17 protein-coding genes are annotated in these 24387 nt (G+C 46.9%); 8 read left to right on the top strand and 9 right to left on the bottom strand.

The genetic code is table 11. The features are described from left to right. Window positions 1-4 precede the first annotated feature (4 nt). From DD586_RS04385 to DD586_RS04375, 3 genes are all read left to right on the top strand, one after another. The gene (locus DD586_RS04385; RefSeq protein WP_012883608.1) at window positions 5-271 is read left to right on the top strand and encodes a helix-turn-helix domain-containing protein; all 267 of its coding nucleotides are present in this window, start codon (window positions 5-7) and stop codon (window positions 269-271) included. A 148-nt stretch (window positions 272-419) separates the two neighbouring features. Further along, window positions 420-3968: a hypothetical protein gene (locus tag DD586_RS04380; RefSeq protein ID WP_228669745.1), complete on the top strand. Its 3549-nt coding sequence runs from the start codon at window positions 420-422 to the stop codon at window positions 3966-3968. Window positions 3969-4192: 224 nt separating this feature from the next. After that, a complete protein-coding gene (locus DD586_RS04375) occupies window positions 4193-7942 on the top strand; it encodes a hypothetical protein (RefSeq protein ID WP_012883607.1) in 3750 nt (1249 codons plus the stop codon). A 105-nt stretch (window positions 7943-8047) separates the two neighbouring features. On the opposite strand, the gene DD586_RS04370 is transcribed toward DD586_RS04375, so the two are convergent. The 4 genes from DD586_RS04370 to DD586_RS22215 form a co-directional block, all read right to left on the bottom strand. Continuing rightward, on the bottom strand, window positions 8048-9190 hold the full coding sequence (locus DD586_RS04370; RefSeq protein ID WP_012883606.1) for a Fic family protein: 1143 nt from the start codon (window positions 9188-9190) through the stop codon (window positions 8048-8050). 570 nt (window positions 9191-9760) lie between these two features. Continuing rightward, entirely contained in the window at window positions 9761-10327 is a 567-nt protein-coding gene (locus tag DD586_RS22225; protein ID WP_012883605.1) for a hypothetical protein, read from the bottom strand. Window positions 10328-10439: 112 nt separating this feature from the next. Further along, window positions 10440-10706, bottom strand: a complete 267-nt coding sequence (locus DD586_RS22220) for a PD-(D/E)XK nuclease family protein (RefSeq protein ID WP_228669743.1) — start codon at window positions 10704-10706, stop codon at window positions 10440-10442. Next, a complete protein-coding gene (locus DD586_RS22215) occupies window positions 10678-10977 on the bottom strand; it encodes a PD-(D/E)XK nuclease family protein (RefSeq protein WP_012883604.1) in 300 nt (99 codons plus the stop codon). The genes DD586_RS22220 and DD586_RS22215 overlap by 29 nt, the downstream gene beginning before the upstream one ends. 298 nt (window positions 10978-11275) lie before the next feature. Between DD586_RS22215 and DD586_RS04360 the strand changes: the two genes are divergently transcribed. Together DD586_RS04360 and DD586_RS04355 are read left to right on the top strand one after the other, a co-directional pair. Then, window positions 11276-12382, top strand: a complete 1107-nt coding sequence (locus DD586_RS04360) for an ABC transporter substrate-binding protein (RefSeq protein ID WP_012883603.1) — start codon at window positions 11276-11278, stop codon at window positions 12380-12382. A 232-nt stretch (window positions 12383-12614) separates the two neighbouring features. Continuing rightward, on the top strand, window positions 12615-13142 hold the full coding sequence (locus tag DD586_RS04355; RefSeq protein WP_012883602.1) for a P-loop NTPase family protein: 528 nt from the start codon (window positions 12615-12617) through the stop codon (window positions 13140-13142). A 44-nt stretch (window positions 13143-13186) separates the two neighbouring features. On the opposite strand, the gene DD586_RS04350 is transcribed toward DD586_RS04355, so the two are convergent. After that, a complete protein-coding gene (locus tag DD586_RS04350) occupies window positions 13187-13582 on the bottom strand; it encodes a winged helix-turn-helix transcriptional regulator (protein WP_012883601.1) in 396 nt (131 codons plus the stop codon). Window positions 13583-14239: 657 nt separating this feature from the next. Between DD586_RS04350 and traF the strand changes: the two genes are divergently transcribed. Further along, window positions 14240-15487: a conjugal transfer protein TraF gene (gene traF / locus DD586_RS04345; protein WP_012883600.1), complete on the top strand. Its 1248-nt coding sequence runs from the start codon at window positions 14240-14242 to the stop codon at window positions 15485-15487. Between the two features lie 75 nt (window positions 15488-15562). On the opposite strand, the gene DD586_RS04340 is transcribed toward traF, so the two are convergent. From DD586_RS04340 to DD586_RS04325, 4 genes are all read right to left on the bottom strand, one after another. After that, window positions 15563-18628, bottom strand: a complete 3066-nt coding sequence (locus DD586_RS04340; RefSeq protein WP_012883599.1) for an efflux RND transporter permease subunit — start codon at window positions 18626-18628, stop codon at window positions 15563-15565. Next, complete coding sequence (locus DD586_RS04335; RefSeq protein WP_012883598.1) at window positions 18628-19770, bottom strand: efflux RND transporter periplasmic adaptor subunit; 1143 nt, start codon at window positions 19768-19770, stop codon at window positions 18628-18630. Before DD586_RS04335 ends, DD586_RS04340 begins: the two co-directional genes overlap by 1 nt. A 128-nt stretch (window positions 19771-19898) precedes the next feature. Beyond that, window positions 19899-21068 (bottom strand): sensor histidine kinase, encoded by a 1170-nt coding sequence (locus DD586_RS04330; protein ID WP_012883597.1) that lies wholly within the window; start codon window positions 21066-21068, stop codon window positions 19899-19901. Then, a complete protein-coding gene (locus tag DD586_RS04325; protein WP_012883596.1) occupies window positions 21065-21760 on the bottom strand; it encodes a response regulator in 696 nt (231 codons plus the stop codon). The genes DD586_RS04330 and DD586_RS04325 overlap by 4 nt, the downstream gene beginning before the upstream one ends. A gap of 153 nt (window positions 21761-21913) precedes the next feature. Here DD586_RS04325 and DD586_RS04320 point away from each other — a divergent pair, with 153 nt between their 5' ends. Beyond that, window positions 21914-22699, top strand: a complete 786-nt coding sequence (locus tag DD586_RS04320) for a MipA/OmpV family protein (protein WP_012883595.1) — start codon at window positions 21914-21916, stop codon at window positions 22697-22699. Window positions 22700-23164: 465 nt separating this feature from the next. Next, complete coding sequence (locus tag DD586_RS04315) at window positions 23165-24274, top strand: SDR family oxidoreductase (RefSeq protein WP_012883594.1); 1110 nt, start codon at window positions 23165-23167, stop codon at window positions 24272-24274. Window positions 24275-24387 lie beyond the last annotated feature (113 nt).

The raw sequence follows: 24387 nt of genomic DNA, 5'->3' as shown, positions 1-24387 counted from the left end.
CATTATGCTGCCCATTCGCCTTAAAACCGCTCGTTTACAAGCCAATCTCACTCAAGAAAAGCTAGGCGTACTGGCTGGCATTGAAGAAGCCACTGCACGATCACGCATATCCCAATATGAAAGCGGTATACATCGCCCAACATTTGAGATGATGTGCGCGTTTGCTAAAGTGCTTAATGTGCCAGAGTGTTATTTTTATACGGTTGATGATGATTTTGCTGAAATAATTTTAAAATTACATAATGGTGAAATGGTTCAATGGAAAAAATAAATTAATCTATATAATGATTTTGAAAATTAAACTAATCATATAGCAAATAGTAGAATACAGAAAATAAACGCTACTTACCAATAGCCCCCATTTTATTCATTCAGTAACCTAAAATATAATCCAGAAAACACATCTTGAGGATCTGAATATGAGGATCACCGCGACCCAAATCGAACAGTGGGCGGACACAAGAGACGCTCAGGGAATATTGCCCATTTTGATCCGGCGATTAATCAATGCGACCACAACAATAACAGCATTGAGTATGCCCGGCGGTGATTCTGTTTCAGGCAGCGGCTGGGATGGTATTGTCCAGGCTGACAAAGGCAATATCTGGGTTCCTGGTGGTTCCTCTTTCTGGGAAATGGGCTGTTCCTCCGACATCATTACTAAAGCCCGCTCAGATTTTCGGAAACGAAATCAACAAATTTCACCACAGGAAGCGGCTCAAAGCCGCTTCGTTTTCGTATCACCACGTCGGTGGCCAAAAAAAGATAACTGGCTCAAAGAAGCCCAAGCTGAAAACATCTGGTCCAACGTTTATGCATTTGATGCTGACGATCTGGAAACGTGGCTGGAAAACGCACCGGCTGTAGCTCTCTGGTTCGGTGAACTAACGGGCCATACTGGCGCAGGCATTGAATCCATTTCCCATTTCTGGGAACGATGGCGCAATCAGTCACAATTTCCGTTAACAAAAGAAACCTTACTGACGGGTAGAGAAGAAGAAAAAAATACGCTGAACGGCTTTCTGTCAGAGAAAAAAGAACAAATTATTATCCGGGCAGACAGTCAGGAAGAGGCTATCGCTTTTGCCTGTGCCAGCCTAATAGAAATGGGTCATGAAAATATAGCAGCCTGTATAACTACTGATGATGGATGGCGCTTTATTGATAAAAATCCCTCAATTCAACTTTGTCTGGCGATGAACAGTGATATTTCCAGACAAAGCCGATGCCAGCCTGAACGAACTGTTTTTATTCCATTTTCCCTGGGCGATCACAATACGACAGGCAATAAACAAAACGATACCATTACACTGGAGCGTCTTACCCGAAGTGATTTTGAAGAGAAGCTCATTGCTTTAGGAGAAGAAGAATCCGATGCAAGGCGGTTATCACGAACAACCGGGCGGTCCTGGTCAGTTTATCGACGCCTTAGGGCCAGAAACCCGACAATTTCATCTCCCGTATGGCTGACCACATCGCCAGCAAAAGCGTTAATCACGTTGACCCTGGTGGGATGTTGGAATGGCAAAAAGGAAGGCGATAAATATTGCGTTGAAACTATTGCGCAAAAAGATTACGAAGAACTGGAACAGGAACTACGCGAAATATCTCTTCGGGATGACTCTCCGGTTTTACAGATTGGTGATGTATGGAAAGCAAAATCTCCCATTGAGCTACTGTATCAGCTTGCCCCCCGACTAACAGAAAGTCAGCTCGAACGTTTCTTCTTGGTTGTAAAACAGACGCTACTTAAACCCGATCCGGCCCTGGAGCTTAAAAACGAAGATCGCTGGATGGCATCTATCTATGGAAAAGTTCGTTCAGAATCAGATTTTATTCTGAAATCAATCGCTGACTCACTGGTGAAGCTCAGAATCTACGCTGAAAGCAGTGAAGGGATTAATTCAGACTTCATCATTGCTGCCATCGACAATCTGGTTAGAGATCTGCTGATGGATGCCGATGGTGAGAGATGGCTGTCATTAACAGATGTATTATGTTCGTTAGCTGAAGCATCACCAGAGGTGTTCTTAAAATCCATAGAAACAAGCTTACAGTCAACAGAGGTTGCCGTTACTCGCCCACTAACGGAAACGAGTGAAAGCACTGGCTTTGGTATGCGTTGTTGGCATGCTGACTTATTACATGCGCTGGAAATCCTGGCATGGAATCCAAGGCGATTATTCAGAGTCAGCCTTATTCTGGCAATGCTATCATCATTAAGAACTCAGGGAAACTGGGCCAACACGCCGGAAAATACCCTGAAATCGTTGCTCAGGCCCTACTGGCCTCAAACAATGGCTACTGATGAACAAAGACTTATCGTACTTGATATGCTTATCAAAAAACACGAGAGCATTATCTGGCGTTTTCTCTATGAACAAACCGATCCTATGGGTGGTATGTATATGGAAAATGCCAGACCAAAATGGCGGGATGATGATGCTGGCAGTGCGCAAATGAGAGGGATTTTTCTTAGTGCATATTATTCTGCACTGGGTGAGCGAATACTGAATCTGGCAGAAAATAATGCTGAAAGAATAGCAGCTCTTATCAGGCGAATAGATCATTTTGAAGGTGCCTACCAGGAAAGGCTTATTACATTAATTAAAAGCACAATTTCTTTTTCCGATGGAGATAAGGAAATTGTGAGAGAAGCACTGTATCACTATCTGAACTGGCATAATTCGTATAACACAGATGGAGATAAAAAAAGCAGAGCGGTCGCAGAAAACCTCATGGCATTTGTCAGTTTATTTACTCTCCAGGATATTATTCTTGATAAACGTCGATTGTTCACTTCTCAATATCCCGTATTGGCCGAAGGGAGTGAGCGAGATTATGAGGTTCACAGCAAAGAAATAATAAAAATGCGAACCAGTGCAATAGAAGAGATATATTTCCAGCAAGGATGGGATGGAATATCATCTTTACTTTCATTAGCACAATCGCCGTCTGTAATAGGTGAGTCCCTGGCTACCTGCAACTTAAATTTGATTGAGTCATTCTCATGGATTGTTGAAAAATTTAAAGACAATGGTTTCCCATTTCACGATCCATTGATAAGTTCATTTTATGCCTGGCTCCCTGAAGAAAAACAACTTATTCTGTTAAATTCTCAAGAGTTCAAAAATGAGATGGATAGTGATGAGAAAATTGCCGCATTCCACTCAATACTCCCACCCAATATGGCTACATGGCACAACCTTGCGAGTTACCCCGAAAACGCCCAAGCCCTGTACTGGAAAAGGATAAATTATCCACATATCTGGAGTGATGATGCTGATGAAATTGACTACTTTATCGGAAAAATGATGCTTTCTGAAAGGTATATATCGGCATTTAATCTCGTAAAACATCGTATGGAAAAAATTTCCTGGCAAAACATCTTGAAACTGTTACATGGATTCAGAACTAGCACCGAAAAAGATGTACCAATACCAAATGGCTGGCATTTATCCAAGGCTATAGAATACCTTGAATCATCAGGCCAGGTTTCACGTTTAGATTTGGCCTTACTGGAATTCTTTTTTTTCTCAGCATTCAGAAATTGTGAAAAAGGAGCGAAAAATCTTTACGCGGAGTTACTTTCCAATCCACCACTCTTTATTCAATTAATATATCTTGCTTATAAACCAGAATCCGAGAAAGAATATAAACAGGATGAATCCTTAATGGCTGCGGCACAACAAGCAGGCAGAGTTCTGAATCAAGGAAAAGGGATCCCCGGTCTGAAACCAGATAATAATATTGATGAATTCGTATTTAATAACTGGATTAAGGAAGTAAGGAAACTGGCGACAGAAAATGACAGAAGCAATACTACCGATTATATAATCGGTGAATGGATATCCCGCTCAAAAAATATAAATAATGCACCATGGCACAGCATAATAATCAAAGATTTACTGGAAGAAACAGAACGGGATGAAATCATGGCACTATTAATAGCCGTGGCGCAACAGTAAGAGCTTATTATGAAGGCGGTGATAAAGAACGAAAACTAGTTGACCAGTACAAAGAAATTGCCAACCAGTTATATTTTACTCATCCCAAACTAGCAAGTGTCTTTGATGATCTTGCTTCACATTATGATTTTGATGCTGCAAATAATGATCGGCATGCAAAGTTAAGACTTGAAGGATATTAAATCCAGCATATCGATACACTTAGTTCTCAAAAGGATTTTAAAATGGGAAAGAACAGCAAGGCAAAACGAGATTTAAAAAAGAAAAAAAGCAATAACAAATCCAGAGAAAAATCTCCTGGCAAGGGAAATAGAAACTATGAAGACGTTATGCCAAAAATAAAAGATAATTTAACATCTGTTTATAAAGAGTATAACCTTGCAGAACTTTTTCTCACATTAAGTATTTCCGAATTATGGCTACCTAATATCTCATCACCTGTAAAACACACTATAGCTTTCAACACCTTGCTCTCCATGGATGTTAGTATGTTTGATAACCAAAAGGAACTTAAAACATATCAACAAGCAAGCGAATTTTTTAGCATTATTTATAAGATATTACCTGACATTCCTCAAATGGAAGACTTTGTCCCTGAACAAGACTGGGGAAAAATAAGAATACAATGGGGAGATAATATTTATAGAATTTTTTACGGTAGCTCAGTCGAACGCTTATATGATTATATTCAAGCTTTTGGAATTAGATACGCGAAATATCCAATTATTCTTAAGCAAATGGAAAATGTTCTTATTTTACAGGATAAATTTTTATCAAGCATAAATCCAGTTGATACTCTCTCAGAGCAAGAGCTCTCGCCCGGCCATGTCGAAATCCCCCCAGAAACGTTCTGGAAAGCTTGCCGGCAGGCTTTAACGGATACAAGTCATGCGTTTGAACAATTAATAAGTCAGACAGAAAAAATATTTATTAAAAAATCCGGGGAGTTTAAAAGCATTAACTCCCTCTCTGAATTATCAAATATAATAATGGAAGGTGTAGCACTCCCTGCTATTGGCGTCAGCATTGATAATCATGTTTATCCATTGTCATTCAGGAATATGGCAAATGTAATTATTGAGCACTACGCTTCCAAAAAAATGGATATCGATTGTTCTGATGCCATTTCAAATTTCATATCACAGTGTTTTGAAAGCATAATTGAGGAACCATTTCTGCTCCTGAGCAAAAAAAAGGTCCTACCTTATAAATTCTCAGGATTATTACAGGGTAATGATAAGTTTTATTTATTTGCTCTTTTTGATATTGATTCAGCAAGTAAGTTAAAAAATATAGAAGAAGACGTTTTTGAACTTTTTAATCAAGGTAAGTGGGCTTTATCACCGATTTCATCATCACAATTGTTAGGTATTCGAAATGGCTCAGGGGAACAACTATCAATTAATGATATTGAATTTATTTTCATAAATTCTAATCTTACTACTGCCATGCATTTTTTTGAGCCACCGCGACTAAAATATAGTTACCACATTCTCTTTTTGACAGAATTTATTGCATTATTTGACTCAATAGATAATCTAAATGAACTATCATTGTTTTTTTCATATTTAGATCAAAATAAATCAAAAATAAATCCGTTCCTTATTTCAATAATAGATAAGTTTGCATCATTCAAAGGAACTCATTCTGTATTAGAAGATGGTGCCATAAATTTTAACATGATTACTCTTGATCCTCATTGGGGTTCTAATTGGAGATATGAAGAACTGGAAAAATACTGGTCACAGGTTCCCTCAAATTTCCCTGATGCCAATGTGAAATGGAACATCAGTAGTAGTTACCAAGGAAATATTTCATTAATATCGAAAAGTCATTTCTATGTATCCTGGTCTACAACGATTAATAATTGCACAATTCATTTTTGTGCCGATTGCAAGCCATTACTAAACGAAGATCATCTTAACGGTCAGCTTCTGACATTATTTTTAGAATGTGCCAGTGATGCTTTATCGCAACGAAAAGATATTTTTAAAAATATATCATTCCAGAACATAGACAGAATCACTGTTCATTGTGCTGTTGACAAAAAATACCTGGTAAATAGTAATTCTGATATTGCAGAACATGTTTCCCCTGAGCTGTTCACTCATACATCGTTAATTAATAATTATAATTCTTCTGCGAACATACAAATTTGCATTAATTTACCTTTCATGCAATATCGTCTTAACAGACCACAAAATGCCAGTTTCCAGGCTGATGTCTGCATTACATTCTTACAATTGCTATCCAAAATACTTAATATCGAGTTCTCCGAAGACATCAGGCAACAAATAGTCAACACAGGTAACAGACCTGCCAGGATGGCAATATCCAGCGAAGAGCGCACCTTTGATACTCTAGAAATAAAACCCAATATTCCTGAAGCCAAACACTTCAAACTAGCCAGAAAAAAATTAGCTAACTTAATTAAAGAGTCTGGAATTAAGGAAGGTAGTTATGAGCTACAAAATGCCAAGGACATCATTAACCCTTTAGCCGATTTTTTCAGAGAAAAAATCCACGCAACAATACTCTCTATGAACAGAGAGCACTTGCTACAATTTGTAATTGAAAACTATGATGCTTATGTAGCCGAAGACCATAGAAAAAATAAAAACATTATGTTAAGCCTTCAACATGAGGTTAATTATAATAGAACAGAAAAATTAGCAAACCAGAGTAATGAATTCAATCGTATGTCAGCAAATTATAGATACTTGCTTGAATGCACTTTAAGTCTTAACTCAAAAAATGAAACCATACCTACTACCGATGATATCTTACAATTACTCGCTGATATCGATTGGTTAATCGTACTTTATAATGCAAGTGACATCTTGCATAATGATATTGATGTAGGCGGTTTGAATATAGATAATTTTTACATCCCACAAATATTTTTTTCCGAAGATCGTGAGATTAAAGAAGATAAGTTTAGTGAAGAACAGGCTGGCTATAAGTTAGGTTATAATTTAAACGACACTGACTCTGTAGACTCCGATATTATAAATGAAAAAGTGGATGTTCTTGATCGTGCATTTCAACAAGATCTAGGCTTCAAATACTCTAGTTTACTTTCTGTTTTCTCTATTCTGTTTCAATGGGCCAGATTTAACCAAATTGAATTAAATCCTTCATATCAGACGACAAGGGCTGATATGGTAAACATATTGCTTAAAAACAATACAAACTTGGTTAATGACGAAGTAGAGAAGATAATAGACTTTCTTATTCTCAATCCCAATAAGATAAGAAAGTTACTTGGTACTGATTCTGAATGTTTTGATGTTCCTATATCCGATCACAATAAACGAGATCATCGATATAATATTCGCCCACTAATAGAAACAAGCAATAGTAATATAATCTGGGGCGCTGCGGCAGCTTATCGAGCTGGGACAATATGGATTGCTCATACTGCAAATGGATATCTTCCTGCCGAGTTTGAATGGAGCCACATTTCACATGAGGTTGGCAAGATAAAAGAGGGTATTGAAAAGCAATTAGAAATAACCACTTTTAATATTGTAAAAAGGTTCGCAACCCAAATTGAACTTGGCATCGACTTTAAGAAACGCTTTCCAAAGAAAAAATTTCCTGATGTAGGTGATTTTGATACTTTAGCCTATTTTTCTGATAGCAACACCTGGTTGAATATAGAGTGTAAGTATAATCAGCCCTACTATTGCATTAAAGATATGCGTCGTTTACGAGAGAAAATATTTGGTAGAGGTGATAAAAGAGGACAGATTGGGAAAATAGAAAAAAGAATTAATTTTCTAGCGGAAAATTATAATGATATTCTTACCCTACTAAACTGGAATAACTCCAGAGATAAGCATGACGTCAAATTCATTAATTTGTACATTAGTAGACAAATTTACTGGTGGTTGAGATATCCACCCTATGAAACTAATATTAACTTTGTACAAGTAGATGCGTTAGAATCTTGGTTACAAGAAAATTTATAGCATATTAATTAACATATATTAAATTAAGGTGGTTTGGGAAATAACCACCTTAATATTTATAGAAGACAAAAACATGGAGCCTGTAATTTAATTTACTCATTAAGATTATAGGTTAGGAATAAACCCTTCTTCCCGCAAAACCCTAATCACCCCACGAATCAGATATGAGTTAGAAAACTTCGCCGTATAGGAACGAGCACCTTCTTCCACTGGTTGGAGCAGTCCCCGGTCAATCAATTTACCGAGCTGATAAGTCACCTGCGCTGGTTTCATGTCAGGTAAAGCGGTACGGAGATCACCCGCTTTTATCGTCCCTAGCTCGACAGCGCGTTTAAGAACTTTAGATTCCAACGGGTTTATTAGCCCTCTTTCAGATGAAAAGTCGATCGCTGGATACAGTATTTTTGTACTCAAAAAAGCATGGTTTGTCAGTTGATCGACTTTCTTCAACTCAGATGAAATTCCCGAAAGCACATATAAACACCATTCTTCTAAGCCCCGCTCTGTTCCCTTATCGGCTAATGAAAGCATGGCGTAATAACGCTCACGATCATTACAGAATACCGCTGTCGGATTAAGAACCCGGCCACCTGCCTGAACATTAAAACCATACTTGATCAATAACGCATAGGTTAGCAGTCTGACCGTTCTGCCATTACCGTTACCGAATGGGTGTATCCAGCCAAAACGGTGATGCACCAGTGCAATTTTCATCAGATCATATTTTGGTTTATCAGCACGGTTAATAAAGCCGGTCAGTTCTGCCATATAATCAGGAACGTGGATATGATCCGGCGGTAAATGGTCAGACTGAGCGATGCTAACGTTATGTTGTCGATAGGCACCGGGCGTTCTGTCGCCTTCTTGTTGCAACCCGACAACCGCCAGACTATGTAGCTCGCGGATAAAATATTCCGTTATCTCATCACCATTATTTAGATGCTCGTCGATGAATTCCATCGCAGCTTCAATATTGTTGATTTCTTTGAGCTGATCCGTCGAACTCTGTGTTCCTTCGACTTTGCTTTCCACATAGTCGGCAAGTGTCGTGTGGTTTCCCTCAATCCTCGCAGAACCCAGACTCTCCAGCATGTGGAAAACGGCTTTCAATTGCGCAAACAGGATAGGGTGAACATCCGTTTCCAGTCTCAGATGCCGGAGTAATTCCAGCTCTGTCAGAGCGTCGACTAAAGGGGAGTCAAAACTGGGGTTCAGAAGCGAAAGTTCAAAGTGATTAAATTGAGCCATGATATGTAGTTATCTCAAATAGATTATGAGAACATCTCAAAATAATAGCAAAAATACCAATATAATCCATCTATTATAGATCACATCATTTATGATTATCTCAAAAACCACGAATCCTACATATCAAGTCTACGTTTAAAATATATTCAACCCAGAGAGCTGTCGGCTGTTGCCTGCATAGGAGATGAAACCACGTCTTTAGCGCCGTTAACCGCTAAAACACCGATTCATCGTGACAGCCATCACAAAAACAAAGCGATTTTTTATGGAGGCTTTCGTGGGGGCGCTGTTTACGATAAATACCAATAAAACCAATGATAAACAGCATGTTAATCGTGGATATGATTCCGAGTCCGGCACCACTTATTAAGAAAAACCAGCCTGCGAGCTGGTTTTTTGCTTTTCAGCTTGCGGACTCTCCATCAAACTCCGTTCGATGACTCGTCTGATGGACAGCCCAGTGTCAGTAGTTATTTTCTCCCCTCACGGTACCGACCTTTGGTGTTAAGCAATGAGGAGCAGGTCATGCATCCGCAACATTTACGTTTTCGATATTCCGACAGCTACACGTTATCGTAATAAATCCAAATCCATTTTTTGATACACCGTGAGAATCACTTCACGTATAGTTTCAAAGATGCTGCCCTCACCACGCTCACGTAGTTTTATCCATACAGCCCCATCATTGCTCCAGTTTCTGGGGATTCGATTTCTTCCTTGAGGATCCAAATCCCAGCTCCACCAGGACCAGTGCTTACTGATTTTTCCCTGCGAAGCTGAAAACAATGCTGACATGGCTGTACTGATCTTCTCTGTTCTGTCTGCATCCGCACCGAGACTCTCATCAGAGATGCCGAAATATAAATCGCTATAATTTGAGCGGCCAAACTCCCAGCATAGAGAAAAATAACTACTGGGATAAAAACGTATATAAAAATTAGTACCATATTTTAAAGAGCTCTGATTATAGTACTGTACTACAAAAGGGTAGTCTTTAAAGGAATCATTCAATGCGAGAATGAATTCATTTAATAGGGAGTCACGAACTTCATTCATCTGATTGAAAATCATAAATGCAGACTCGATAGAGCGATTATCTTTCCGGATGATTTCCGATAGCTCGCGGCTGTTATCCATAATGAACTCACCATTAACTGATTTCTGGATATATTTAACCAATGATTCAACAAAAATTCTGACTGCCGCAGCCTTCACATCACATAAACAGGTATTCAACCATTCGACAACCTCATACCAAGATATCCTTCTTCAGTACTTCCGGTGTGTGTTCAGGAAGGCTTAACTCACTCGGTTCATGATTGCATAAATAGATTAACGTCCATGGCCTTTCACGTTTATTGAGCCATAGCGCATAATCCCGTAACTGATTTTCCTGATCTGCAGCCCATGGTTTATTTTCAATAGCGATGACACCATCAAGAAACGTCAGCAACAGGTCTATCTTTCTTCCATTTTCGACAGTGACTTCACAATCCCCCCCTGACGTTATAATCACTGTCTCCGGCGACCACCGGGCTATAATATTCCCTCATTTTAATCAGGGAAATAAACGTTTTTAAAAACAATGCAGCCTGACCATGCGTTTCATCAGGAGAAAGTAAAAATCGCAGGTAGCGTGAAAGCGCCAGCTCGTCATTCTTCAGCCAGTCCACAAGGCTAAAATCGGGCGCAAGCTCCTGATGACAGGACCGCGCCTGAAGCATCATCTCATTCCAGTGTGCAACTCGCTCCAAAAGTGTCGCAGCATGCTGCTGTATAGCGTCCATTCCTTTACCCTATTGATAAATAAATTTTACAAGACTACCGCACTGAACGGCATAATCAAGAACAAGCAGGAGCCTTGCTGAATACTGTAATATTGAATAATCATCCTGATAGCTCAGACTCTTTTTTCAAAAATCACGTCGCTGCAGTTTTACATCCACAAAATACTTAACCTTCACTAATACCTGCATGTTGTTTCCTAATCCTCCTCTATCCCGCTGGCCTTTAATGCGAATTTTTATTATTCTTATTCAGATTTTTCGGCGCATGATTCCAGGTCATATAAGAAGAGAGGTCAGGATGTTGTTCAGTATTTTCAGGGGTATCGCGTTACTCGGTTTATCTGTCATTAGCGGTGCCTCCATCGCCGCACAAGTGACGATCAATGACACCGCCGGGCGCAACGTGACCGTTGATGTGCCGGTTAAACGCGCCATTCTGGGCTTTTACTTTGAAGACTACATGGCCGTCGGCGGTGATAAGGCCTACGATCATGTCGTGGGTATCTCGCGCGAAGCCTGGCGCGGCAAGGTTCCGGCCAACTGGGAGATGTACGTGAAACATCGCCCTTCACTGGCAACACTGCCCGATATTGGCGAAGTTGACTTGCATAACGTGTCAATTGAGAAGTTGATCAGCCTGAAACCCGATGTGGTGATCCTGGCGAGCTGGCAATATCAGGCGCTGAAAGCAGAAGTCGCCACCCTTGAGCAACTGCATATCCCTGTCGTTGTGGTGGATTACAACGCTCAGACGGTCGCTCTGCATGTGAAATCAACGCAAATATTTGGTCAGCTGACGGGAAACACCGAACGCGCCAATGAGATAGCACACTTTTATCAAAGCAGCATCGAAACGGTAGAAGCACGTATTGCTGCGGCCCATAAACCTAAGCCCAAAGTGTATTTTGAATTCGGTAACCGTGGCCCGTCCGAATACTCCTTTACCTACGGTCAAAACATGTGGGGATCGATGCTGGATTTAGCCGGTGGCGATAATATTGCCGCCCCCTATGTGAAATTGTGGGGAATTATGAACCCAGAGCAAGTGCTGAGCAGCAAACCAGACGCCGTGTTCTTCTCCGGTCGTGAGGACAACAAAGTCGCCGATGCAATGCTAATGGGCGTGGGTGTGAATAAAGCGGATGCTGAGGCCAAATTGCGTGGGTTCACTCAGCGCGCTGGCTGGGAAGATTTTCCTGCGGTGAAAAACCAGCAGGTGTTCGCGGTTTATCAGGGCGCGTCACGCACGTTGTCTGACTTCGCCATGGTGCAGTTTATTGCCAAATCCCTCTACCCCGAATTATTTAAAGATATCGATCCGGTCAAAAACTATCTCGACTATTACCGTAAATATCTGCCGGTGGTTCCACAGGGTACCTTTGCCATTTCACTGGCAAAACCCTGAGCCACAGACCGCTCTGACTTAGCAGCACAAGAACGGTAAAAAAGCCCCCTTATGCTTCAACCTGCTTGCTTAACATCCTGGCCTGAAGGCCGGGATGTTCTGTTATAGCGCCAGTGACAGCATCATTCGAGATAATCCCTCTCCTCCCGCTAAGCGGTCGATTAATAATAGAACAATGGCATCAACGTCAGTATTATTGGCTCGGGTTCAGCGGCGATGAATGAGAGTCTCGATGAAACTTTCCGATTTAGGCGACAGAATTTGCGTTATCGGCCCATCAAATAGCGGTAAATCTACCCTGGCTTATGCAATCGCGAAGAAACGTCATCTGGAGGTTATCCATCTGGACCGTTTTTTCCATGTCCCCTATTCGAACTGGCAAGAACGTCCATTCAGTGAATTTCTGCTATTGCACGATGCGGCAATCAATAAAGAAAAGTGGGTCATGGATGGAAATTACAAAAGATGCCTGCCACAGCGTTTATCTCGCGCCACCGGGCTTATTTTGCTTGATATATCCACACTGGCGAGTTTGTCTCGCTATGTGAACCGCACGCTGTTTCAGCACCAGCGTTACGGTGGTCTGGAAGGAGGAAAAGACAGACTGAACTGGAGAATGATCCACCATATTGCCGCTGTCACGCCAGGGAACCGGAAATACTATGCCGAGCTTTTTGAAACACTGACACTCCCCAAGATAAAGCTCGCGTCCATTAAGGAAATCAACAAACAGTTTGATGCGTGGGGTCTCACAAGATAGCTCTCGGGGAAAGCCTGTCACGCAGTTCGAACGCGCAGCAAATATCAGGCGGGCGTTTTCAACGAACGCGACGCTCCCGATTTACGCCAGTGTTCAGTAATACGCGGCATACTTTCTTCTATCCAATCGACCAGCACTCGCACCTTTTCCGATGCTTCTTTTCCCAACGGGGTCAGGCTGTATTCCACGTGCGGCGGCACCACATCGTAAGCCACCCGATGAATCAAACCGTCACCTTCCAGACATTGTAAGGTCTGAGCCAGCATACGTTCGCTGATACCATTAATCAGCCGACGTAATTCACTGAACCGCAGCGTTTTGGACTCCAGTACAATCAGGACCAGAATGCCCCAGCGGCTGGTGATATGTTGTAAAACTTCGCGCGACGGACAGGCCGCCACCAGTAAATCCCCACGCTGAAATCGTTCAATTTTTCCCATACTTCACCTTTTATCGTTACGGCCCGCACGCCGGTACAAGATAGCTGTAGAAATAAACACTCGCTTTCCTATGCCCCTTGAGCTTTCACCCTATCAGGGATTAAAAACACCATCAGCATAAAATAATCTAATGGCATAATAAGAGGTAAATGAATGCCGCCATCATCACAAAGAAAATAAGGAAAGATTCAACGCTGCTACAAGGTGGATATGGACGTTATCTGGCAGATAACACAGGGGTTACATAATACCGACATTAATTCAAGATATTCATTCCATCAAATAAAGCGAGTTAAAGCACGCTATTCACGCAATCAATAAAGATAATAAATTCAACAAACTAGAAAAACACGCCACCAGAAGTGCCTGATATCAGGTAAAAGACTATCACTGCCAAAAATGAAAATGTTAGGCTGTCGATGCTTTTTGCACGCAGGTCTTGGGTGCAATAACACACTGAAAAAGCGACACACCGAAAAAGCCATTTCAAGCTGCTGTGAGACAAGCCTCCTGCCACTGGAGTATTTTTTCTCAGTCTGTATAAGGGTGTCCTCTACTTTTACTTTAGCTACTACGTTTATTTTTAAAAAACACTACGAGCACACAGCAAAAAGGAAATTTTTCCTCAATCCCTTATTTTGATAAAGGAATGCTCGTATGCACAAAAACTCACTCGTCCGCGCCATAACGGTAGCGGGTTTGTTTTCTCCCGCCATCTCCTTTGCCGCTGGCACCTGGTCGGATGCAAGGAATGACGCTATGGGGGGAACGGGTGTCGCCTCATCCCACTACGGTTCTGCAGCATTGACCAACCCGGCGTTGCTCACCAACGCGCAGGCCAGCGACAATGTTAGCGTGATCCTCCCGTCCGTTGGTGTCTTCGTTTCCGATCCGGATAAAGTGGAAGACAAGTTTGATCGTATCAAAAGCAGTTGGGACAGCGTCAAAAACACGCTGAACGCCAGCAGCGGTGTCACCAACCCACTGTTGCGCCGACTGGCGTTACAGCAGGGTATCTCCTCCTTTCAGTCGCTGCGGGGTGAATTGGAAGGCATCAATGGCGATCGCGCTTACGGCGATGCTGCGGCAGCGGCCGTCATTGCAGTTCCTAATCAAACGCTACCCTTTGCTTTTGTCGTGAAAGGCTGGGGGGTTGCCAACGCCAAAGCGGTGGTGACCGACCGTGATCTGGCCTATCTGGATAGCGTGGCGGTAGGAAGAACCATTCCCAGTTCAGCCGACCTGAATAACTTCACCTCCCGGGCCGAAGGCGCAGGCGCGCTGGTGACCGAGTACGGTGTTGCCATGGCGAAAGCATTCAGTATCGCTGGTCAGCCGGTTTCGGTCGGCATTACCCCAAAACTGCAACAGATTGATACCTATAACTATATTGCATCAATCAATAACTACAGCGCTTCCGATTTCCGCAATTCAGAATTCAGAAAGTCCACGACCGGTGCGAACCTGGATTTGGGGGTAAGTACCAACCTGACGCCAGACTGGAGTGCCGGTCTGGTGGCGCAAAACCTGATTGGCCGTCGGATCGATACCAAAGAGGTGCAGGGCATTCAGCGCACTTTCAGCCTTCGTCCTCAGGTCACTGCAGGCACGGCCTGGAACAAAGAAAAGCTGACGCTGGCGACCGATATCGACCTGACGCCCGCCAGTGGTTTTGATGCTGAGAAAAAGAACCAGTACGCCGGTGTGGGTGCGGAATATCGCGTGTTGTCCTGGGCGCAATTGCGTGTGGGTTATCGCGCCAATATGCGCGACAGTGACAAAGACCAGGTCACCGCCGGTATTGGGCTATCTCCCTTCGGCGTCCATCTTGACCTGACCGGCATGGTCGGCACTGCAAGCCAACACACCTATGGTGCTGCCGCCAAACTGAGTTTTACCTTCTGAGCCTGCGGCCCGGTATCGTGACTGATGCCGGGCCGTATTCGGATAGCAGGCTCTCTTACCCGCGTTATCCACGCGTTATCGCCGCGATTTAGCGCGCGCCTCCCACTGCATCACCAGACTGATCGCCGCCGGTAGCACCGTCAGCGTCAGCAACGTCGCGACAATCAGCCCGCCTATAATGGCGTAGGCCATGGGTCCCCAAAATACCTGTCTGGAGATGGGGATCATCCCCAAAATCGCCGCCATGGCAGTCAACAGAATAGGGCGCGAGCGGTGGCGAGCCGCGTGGATAATCGCCTCAGTGGCAGACATACCGGCGGCGGTATTGGTGTCCACCTCACTTATCAGGATCACCGCATTACGGATGATCATCCCTGCCAACGCGATAACCCCGAGTAAAGCGACAAACCCCATCGGCGTACCGGTTGGCAGCATCGCCGCCACGATGCCAATCAACCCGAATGGTGCCATCATCATAGCCAGCATCATGCGAGAGAAGCGTTGCAACTGCACCATCAGCAATATCAACATCACCAGCAGCGTTACCGGCAACACCCGATATACCGAACTGTTCCCCTTGTTGGACTCCGCTACCGAACCACCTTCTTTGATACGGTAACCCGATGGTAATGTCGCCTGATACGCCGCCACTTTCGGTGCCAGCATCGCCGACAATGCCTGAGCGCGAACCCCAGGAGCGAGATCGGTTTGCACCGTGATAAAGGGGATACGTTTGTGACGCCAGATGATCGGTTCGTCAATGCCATACCCGATGGAGGCTATCTGCCCTAATGGCACCTGCTGCCCGCTAGCAGTACGCAGTTGCAAGCTGGCAACCGTATCCAGATCCCGACGCTCCACATTACGGGCGCGCACCACCACGCCCACCATTCGGTTACGATCACGCACGCTGGTTACCGTCGTGCCGGAGAAAATGGTCGCCAGCGCGCTGGCGACATCCTGTGAACTGATGCCCACCGCACGCGCTTCCGTCTGATTGACGTCAATGCGAATAGCACGCTCTGGTTCACCGGCGGTCAGGTTCACTTCCCGTGTACCGGGGGTGTTGCCAATCAGCGCGGCCAGGCCGGTAGCATACTCGCGAACCTTGCCGATATCTGGCCCAGTCACCCGATACTTGAGCGGCCAGCCAACCGGCGGCCCCAACTCCAACGGCGATACGCGGGTCACCAAATGGCTGAAATCCTGTTGCAGGCGTTTCTCCAATCGGGCGCGCAGCGCATCGCGCTCTTTTAACCCTTTAGCCACCAGCACCAGTTGCGCGATATTTTCATTTTCTAAAAGCACGTCCATCGGCAGGTAGAAACGCACGGCACCGGAGCCCACATAGGTAGAAAAATGATCCAGGTCCGGGTCACCTTTCAGCGACTGTTCCAGCCGTACCACCTCTCGTTTGGTCGCTTCCTGAGAGGCATTATTCGGCAACGTCAGGCTGACCAGCAGTTCTGGCCGGTCTGAGGCCGGGAAGAATTCGCCTTCCAGCCGACCGGCAGCCACGATGGCCAGTGCCAGCAGCGCCACCGTCAGCAGCAGTGTTCGTCCACGATAGCGCAACGCTGTCGATAACAAGCGCTCGTACATACGCGACAGCCACCCGGCGTTATGTTGATGGGCTTTCACCGCCTTCGGCAGCAACCAGACGCCAATCAGTGGCGAGAACAGAATAGCCACCACCCAGGAGCTGATGAGCGACATCATCACCACAATAAACAGCGAGTAGCAGTACTCACCGGCGCTGGATGCAGCAAACCCCACTGGAATGAAGCCTGCGATCATCACCAGCGTACCGGTAAGCATCGGAAACGCGGTGGTGTCATAAGCACGGGTAGCGGCCTGTTCACGGGCCTCCCCCTTCTCAAGGCTCGACACCATCGCCTCTACCGTGATCATGGCGTCATCCACTAACAGCCCGAGCGCGATAATCAGCGCCCCGAGTGAAATGCGCTGCAGGCCAATACCTGCTACCTCCATACCGGTGAAGGTCATCGCCAGCACAATCGGTATCGACGCCGCCACCACCAGACCAGCGCGGCTACCCAGCGAAACGAACGATACCGCCAGCACGATCACGACGGCCTCCAGCAGCACCCGGACAAAACCGTTGACCGACGACTTCACCACCGAGGATTGATCCGCCACGTTGGTGACTTCAATCCCATACGGTAGTGACGCGCTGATCGTCGCCATTTTGCTGCGCAGCGCGTTACCGAAATCCAGCATATTGCCGGTCGATGCCATTGAAATCGCCAGCCCAATGGCGGGTTGTCCATTGACGCGAAACGCCGGTGCGGGCGGCTCAGCCGCCTGACGGTGAATCGTCGCGATGTCGGTCAACGGGATGAAGCGGCTACCAATACGCAGCGTCACGTCGCGCAGGCTCGCTTCGGAAACAAACGCGCCGCTGACCCGAAGCGCTATCTTGTCATTATTGGTTCGAATGATGCCAGCCGGACTGACGGCATTCTGTGCCTGCAACGCCGCCGTCACCTGTTGCAAGGAAAGCCCCATCCCTGCCAGTTGTCTGGGTGAAAACGCCACTACGATCTGCTCATCCTGCGCGCCCAATACCTCGATTTTGCCGATATCCGGCGTGGCGAGCAGTTCGGTACGAATGTCATCTACCTTATCGCGCAGCTCGCGCGGCGAGTAACCCTCGGCGGTAAAGCCGTAAATGGTGCCGAACGTATCGTCAAACTCATCGTTAACCGCTGGTTCAGCCACCCCATCAGGCAAACTGGAAGCCACATCCTTCATTTTTTTACGGACGGTATACCAGATATCCTTAACGTTAGACGGCGGCGTATTGTCACGCAGGTTGACGAATATCACTACCTCACCGGCGCGGCTGTAGCTTTCAGTAAAATCAAGATAAGGCGTTTCCTGCAGCTTCTTTTCCAGCACATCGGTCACGAAGCTGACGGTATCCTGCACGGTGGCTCCGGGCCAACTGGCAGAGACCACCGCCGTTTTGATGGTAAACGCCGGGTCTTCGTTACGCGGCAAGCGCTCATAGCTCATCACACCAGCAGCCACAACGACCAGCATCAGAAATGCCACCAGTTGCTGATGGGCCAGCGCCCAGGCGGAAAGGTTCCACTTTTGCTTGAATCCTGATGACATTACTGCGCCTCCGTCAGCGCGACCTTCTCACCCGCACGCAGTTTACTCACACCAGCGGTGACCACCTTGTCCCCCGCCGCCAGGCCACCGGCAACCACCAACTGAGATTTGCTGTAGTGCCGCAAGGTAATCGGTTGTAACCGCAACACCTGCGTCTGCGGTTCAACCACAAACACCGCCGGGTTATCTCCCTGGCGAGTTAGCGCCGACGCTGGCAACACAATCACGCTACTGCCGGGCAGCGTGATTTCCCCCTCTACCGTGGCACCCAGCACCATTTCTTTCGGCGGTTCGGTGAGCGAAACCCGTACCCGCCAGGTACGAGTTTCCGCATCCGCCAGCGGGCTAACATCTCGCACAGCACCACGAGCTTTGATAGCGGGGTTAGACAACAGAGACACAGTCACCTGCGGGTCGGTCAGACCACGGGTAATCAACCGTTCAGAGACATTGAAAACCGCATCGCGACCGGTAAACGTGGCCAGTCGCACCACCTCCTGACCGGCATTCACCACCTGACCGGCGTTAGCGCTGACCGAGGTGATCACGCCTGCGACCGGTGCAGATAGCCGGGTATACCCCACGCGGTCCTGAGCGCTTTTAACGCTGGCTTGCGCACTTTCACGTACCGATACCGCCGATGCCCAGTTTGACTGTGCTTCATCGAGTTGTGCACGGGAAATTGCGCCATTGGGCGCCAGTTGCTTCATACGGTTGAGGTTTTGTTCTGCCAGTCGCTCTGATGCTATTGCTCGGGTCAAATCCGCCTTCGCGCTTTGCAACTGGTTATCCGTGTCGCGGGGATCCAGCGTGGCTATCACATCACCGGCCTTTACCTCCGACCCGACATCCACCATACGCGATATGATTCGACCATCCAGACGGAACCCCAACGCGGTTTCTTCCGCCGGACGGATCTCACCGGTCTGGGATAAGACATCGCCAGTCACCGACGGCTGGACTGTCACGGTACGCACCGGGCGTAATGGCGCAGGCGTGGCCTTACTACTGGTATTATCACAACCGGATAACACACTGATAAGCAGTAATCCCCCACACAAACCGCAGGCACGAAGAACAGCGCAGCGCCAGTGACAACTCAAATGATGCAAAACGCAAAGCATGGACTCTGTCTGTGTCATAATAATTTCCTGTTAACCGCTACGGATCATTACACCACATACATTTCCAGATTGTTTCCACGCTTTATCAAGAAACCATCAAGGTAGCTGAAAAACCGACATTATCTCAGGCGATACGCTTCCCAATCTCACGCCACCGGCAACTCAAGGGTAAAACACATTCCCCCCTGCGGATGGTTTTCCGCTGTCAGGCTGCCGCCAAGCGCGCCACAAATCGCTTCGGCGATGGACAACCCCAGTCCGCTACCGCCGGAATGACGCGCCCGCGAGGTATCCGCCCGGGAAAAACGCTCAAAAATATGCGGCAGAAAGGCGTCACTGACGCCGGGCCCGTAGTCGCGAAACTGGATCCGCCATCGGTCCTGCTGGCGTACAACGTCAATCCGCTGTGTCTTCCCTTCCACCGCATAGCGCAGAGCGTTATCCATCAGAATGGTAAAGACCTGGCCCAACCGGATCGGATCTGCCAGGCAATACCCTTCCTCATCGGCATGTAATGTCACCGAGAAACCGGCCGCCTCCGCATTGGGTTTCAGCCAGGCGATACGGTCGCGCAGCAGCTCCACCGGGTTCAGTCGGGTTTTGTCGATAGCCAGTTGTCCTGCGCTGGCCATCGAGAGCAAATGCAGGTCTTCAATCAGTCGGTTAAGGTTGAGCATCTGGTTCATCACCATTTGCAACTGCCGGGTATCCGGTGGGAACACACCATCCAGCATTCCCTGCAACCGCCCCATCGCGGCCGTCAACGGTGAGCGCAGCTCATGCGCCATCGCCACATGTGAGGCATGCAACTCACGCTCGTAGCGCTCAAGTTGTGCGGTCATGGCGTTAAAGTCACGGGTCAGCAAGGTCAACTCGGCGGGGGCACCCGGCACCATTCTGGCGCGTGTGGAAAACTGTCCACGCGCTACCTCGCGTGCCGCCACAGCCAGTTGACTGAACTGCACCGACAATGGCCTCGCCGCCCATAGACCCAACATCACAATCAGTGGGATAGCAACCAACACTAATACCCCCAAGATCAACCAATCTTCAGAGGCAATAGAGAGGTCGAATAGTTTGGGGCCGTACCAGGTCTCCAGAATGTGGTAGTAACGGGTACGGTTCAGCTCAGGATTAGCACGTAATATTTCGAATTCGTTACGCACAGCTTCCGGCATACTGTGTACTACCCACAGGCTCCAGACAATAAAGCGCAGCCACATACAGGTAGCGATCAGTACCACGGTACCAATCGCCAACGAGAGAATCCGCAGGCACAGCCAGCGCCACAGCGAAAGAGGAGGCATATTTTTCATGGCTGACGAAACCGGTAACCTACCGCGCGAACCGTCAGCAGCACCCCGCTAATACCCACCGCTTCGAGTTTTTTGCGCAGATTATAAATGTGTGTATCCACCACCCGCTCCAGCGCGTCGCTCTCGGGCAGGCAGGCCTCCAGCAGTTCCTGACGGGAAAAAGCGCGGGTCTGAGCCCGCAACAGGGTCGTCAGCAGGCTAAACTCGGTTGGCGTCAGCTCCAGCGGCTGACTGTGCCCTTGTGTGTCAGTCACCGCCGCCAGCATCGCATCCTGATCGACCACCAACGGGCCAAAACTCAGCGTCCGACCTGGCGTCATCACGCCGCTAGTACGCCGTAGTACGGCCTGTACCCGCGCGACCACCTCACCGGGGTGATAGGGTTTAGTGACGTAGTCATCGGCACCGTAGCGCAACGCGCCAATCTTGTCGGTGTCATCCCCCATCGCGGTAACCATGATCACCGGGACATCGCTTTTGCGACGTAAAGCCGCCAACACCTCGGTTCCGTTCAGGCCCGGCAGCATCACGTCGAGCAGGATCAGATCAGGCTTTACTCGCAACGCCATTTCCAGCCCGCCAACGCCATCACCTGCCAGCAGTACCTGAAAATTATCACGTTTCAGGTATGCTTCCAGCACGCTGGCAGCATCCGTGTCATCTTCGATTATCAGAATGCGTTTCAGACTCATCATGGCCTCTTGATAATTTCTTCATCATTTACCGACGGGGTATTGACGCTAATGTGTATACTTCGACACTTAGTGCAAGGAAGCACAAAAGCGCCAGAATAAAGCACCACGACAAGGCAACATCACGTTCCCGTTTTAAGGAGTTCAGACAGGATGATAGTGCGACATATCCCTTTTTACATAGCTACTCTTTTCTTTGCCGCCAGCAACACCAGTTGGGCGGACGATACCACGCCAGATCAACAAGATGGCGTGACTGTCGGCCTTGCCGCTCACAATGCGCCGCGCTACAGCGGTTCGGATGAGCAAGCCTGGAATCTGCTGCCGGTGATTCAGGCTCGTCAGGGGGCTTTCTTTTTCGATACGGCCAAAGGGGCGGGCTATGACCTGCAATTCGGCCAGTTTTATCTTGAGCACACGTTAGGCTACAACCCAGGACGAACCGACAAAAAATCCACTTTCCGCGCCGGCTCCGACAAATTACGCGGTATGGGAAAAATTGATGGCGTACTGAATACCGCGGTGGCGATCGGCTGGCAATTTAACGACCGATGGTCAGTGGAGGCGAAGGCAACGCTGCCGTTAACCGACAGTCAGGGCGTGCAATACCAGACGTCGCTGACCAGCATCCTGTTTCAGGATAAGTCAGACACACTGGGCGCTCAGGGCATATTACTGTTCGGCGACGCACGCAATAACAACCTGTTTTACGGCGTCAACCAGCAGCAGAGCCAGAACTCGGGTTACCGCGTCTATCAGGCAGGCAGTGGCTTATATGGACAGTCTGTCTCGCTGTTCTGGTCACATCAGTTCGATCCGCACTGGACCACGCTACTCAGCGGCAGCTATACCCATCTGAACGATAAAGCCTCAGACAGCCCTATCGTGTTTCGCGCCGATCAGGGTGAAGGCACCGTTGCCGTTACCTATACGTTCTAATCCTGGCTCTCGTCTATATTCTCGTCAGTGTCAGATTCTCGTCGGCGCCAGCAGGCAGGCGCTGACGAGAATACCGGATACCGTTGAGGTTCGCGCTGGAAAAACGATGCTGACGCCGTCATGTTATTGTATTATCCGTGGCTATCCGGTGATAGTTATCTCCACTGGATGACAAGTGCGCCAATCCATTTTCCCCTCCTTCCTCGATGATGACTTGATACGTCGACCAGGCAGGCTCGTTTTCATTTTTACAGGTCGCGTATGGCATAAAAGTCAGAGAAATAACATCTTAAGTAAAATATCAAGAGCACAAAAAGCTAAACGGAACGACAACAACATAAGAAAAAGTGTCTGGCAAATTGAAAATATAAAACTGACTGAAATAGAATAGCCGCGCTGCTCCTGAGCATTATTCAGACAGCACTCGCTTTTGGCCTTTTTGACAATTAATCAGGGTTACACGTCATGAAAAAAGTATTTATCACCGGGGCCACAGGTTTCCTTGGCGGTGCTGTTATGGAAAAAGCGTTACAGGACAAGCAGATCGAAAATATATTTATGCTGGTCAGAGCTGAAACGCAGCAGGATGGACTTAAACGAATTCTCAATAATCTGCGTAAATTTGATATTCCAGAATCGGTATTATCTCGTTTAACTGCAGACAATATTATCGTTGGCGACCTGGCTGAACCAGAGTCTTTTCTACAGAACCCGGTACTGGACAGTATCACCCATGTCATCAACAGTGCGGCGATTGCCTCATTTGGTAATAACCCATTGATTTGGAAAGTTAATGTGGAAGGCACGCTGGCATTCGCCAAACGAATGAGCCAGGTTGCCTCACTGCAAAAATTCATCCAGATCGGCACAGCAATGTCGTGCGTTCCGGAGCAGGATCAGGTGGTGGAAGAATGCGGCCATCTGGATACGGAAAAATCGCACATCGTCGAATACACGCTGTCCAAAGCAACCATCGAAAACCTGATGCGTGAGCACTGCCCGGCTATGCCGTTGCTGATTGTGCGTCCATCCATCATCGTCGGCCATTCACGTCTGGGCTGTAAACCTTCGAGCAGCATTTACTGGGTGTTCGAAATGGCGATGAAACTCAAGAAATTCATGTGTTCACTGGATGACAAAATCGACGTTATTCCGGTGGATTTCTGTGCCGACGCGATCCTGCTGCTGATGCATTCAGAACAGGCCGTTAACGATATCTACCATATTTCCGCAGGCGAAGCCTCCAGCGTCAGTTTCAACGAGGTCGATGAAGCGATGGCGCAGGCAGCAGCACGTCCACCGATGGGCGAAGCCTACCGTCAGGTCAGTTATCCTGATCTGATCAAACTGCGCAGCAGCTTTAGCGAGCTGTACGGCCCCTGCAATGAACGTCTGATGCTGCGCGCTATGCGTCTTTATGGCTCATTCGCCCAGTTAAATGTGAAATTCAGCAACCGTAAACTGCTGCAACTGGGCATGAAAACCCCACCGCGCTTTACCGAATACGTGGGTAAGTGTGTGGAAACGACCCGTCATTCCAGCGTACCGGAACTGATGGCAGTAGATTTTAAATAATCATCTCCATCGCTGTCCCGTTATCACTACGGAAGATAACGGGGTCAGTGCAGATTCTGACTCATCTTCTTTTTTTCTCTATTCATCAATCACTTCCTATCATTAGCAACGCT

Source organism: Dickeya parazeae Ech586, assembly GCF_000025065.1.
GTDB lineage: Bacteria > Pseudomonadota > Gammaproteobacteria > Enterobacterales > Enterobacteriaceae > Dickeya > Dickeya zeae.
This window is presented reverse-complemented; position numbering and strand designations above follow the sequence as displayed.

What these genes read in the sequence shown, in the direction of transcription:
- DD586_RS04385 (WP_012883608.1), top strand. Translation starts at nt 5, where the DNA reads ATGCTGCCCATTCGCCTTAAAACCGCTCGTTTACAAGCCAATCTCACT.
- DD586_RS04380 (WP_228669745.1), top strand. Translation starts at nt 420, where the DNA reads ATGAGGATCACCGCGACCCAAATCGAACAGTGGGCGGACACAAGAGAC.
- DD586_RS04375 (WP_012883607.1), top strand. Translation starts at nt 4,193, where the DNA reads ATGGGAAAGAACAGCAAGGCAAAACGAGATTTAAAAAAGAAAAAAAGC.
- DD586_RS04370 (WP_012883606.1), bottom strand. Translation starts at nt 9,190, where the DNA reads ATGGCTCAATTTAATCACTTTGAACTTTCGCTTCTGAACCCCAGTTTT.
- DD586_RS22225 (WP_012883605.1), bottom strand. Translation starts at nt 10,327, where the DNA reads ATGGATAACAGCCGCGAGCTATCGGAAATCATCCGGAAAGATAATCGC.
- DD586_RS22215 (WP_012883604.1), bottom strand. Translation starts at nt 10,977, where the DNA reads ATGGACGCTATACAGCAGCATGCTGCGACACTTTTGGAGCGAGTTGCA.
- DD586_RS04360 (WP_012883603.1), top strand. Translation starts at nt 11,276, where the DNA reads ATGTTGTTCAGTATTTTCAGGGGTATCGCGTTACTCGGTTTATCTGTC.
- DD586_RS04355 (WP_012883602.1), top strand. Translation starts at nt 12,615, where the DNA reads ATGAAACTTTCCGATTTAGGCGACAGAATTTGCGTTATCGGCCCATCA.
- DD586_RS04350 (WP_012883601.1), bottom strand. Translation starts at nt 13,582, where the DNA reads ATGGGAAAAATTGAACGATTTCAGCGTGGGGATTTACTGGTGGCGGCC.
- traF (WP_012883600.1), top strand. Translation starts at nt 14,240, where the DNA reads ATGCACAAAAACTCACTCGTCCGCGCCATAACGGTAGCGGGTTTGTTT.
- DD586_RS04340 (WP_012883599.1), bottom strand. Translation starts at nt 18,628, where the DNA reads ATGTCATCAGGATTCAAGCAAAAGTGGAACCTTTCCGCCTGGGCGCTG.
- DD586_RS04335 (WP_012883598.1), bottom strand. Translation starts at nt 19,770, where the DNA reads ATGACACAGACAGAGTCCATGCTTTGCGTTTTGCATCATTTGAGTTGT.
- DD586_RS04330 (WP_012883597.1), bottom strand. Translation starts at nt 21,068, where the DNA reads ATGAAAAATATGCCTCCTCTTTCGCTGTGGCGCTGGCTGTGCCTGCGG.
- DD586_RS04325 (WP_012883596.1), bottom strand. Translation starts at nt 21,760, where the DNA reads ATGAGTCTGAAACGCATTCTGATAATCGAAGATGACACGGATGCTGCC.
- DD586_RS04320 (WP_012883595.1), top strand. Translation starts at nt 21,914, where the DNA reads ATGATAGTGCGACATATCCCTTTTTACATAGCTACTCTTTTCTTTGCC.
- DD586_RS04315 (WP_012883594.1), top strand. Translation starts at nt 23,165, where the DNA reads ATGAAAAAAGTATTTATCACCGGGGCCACAGGTTTCCTTGGCGGTGCT.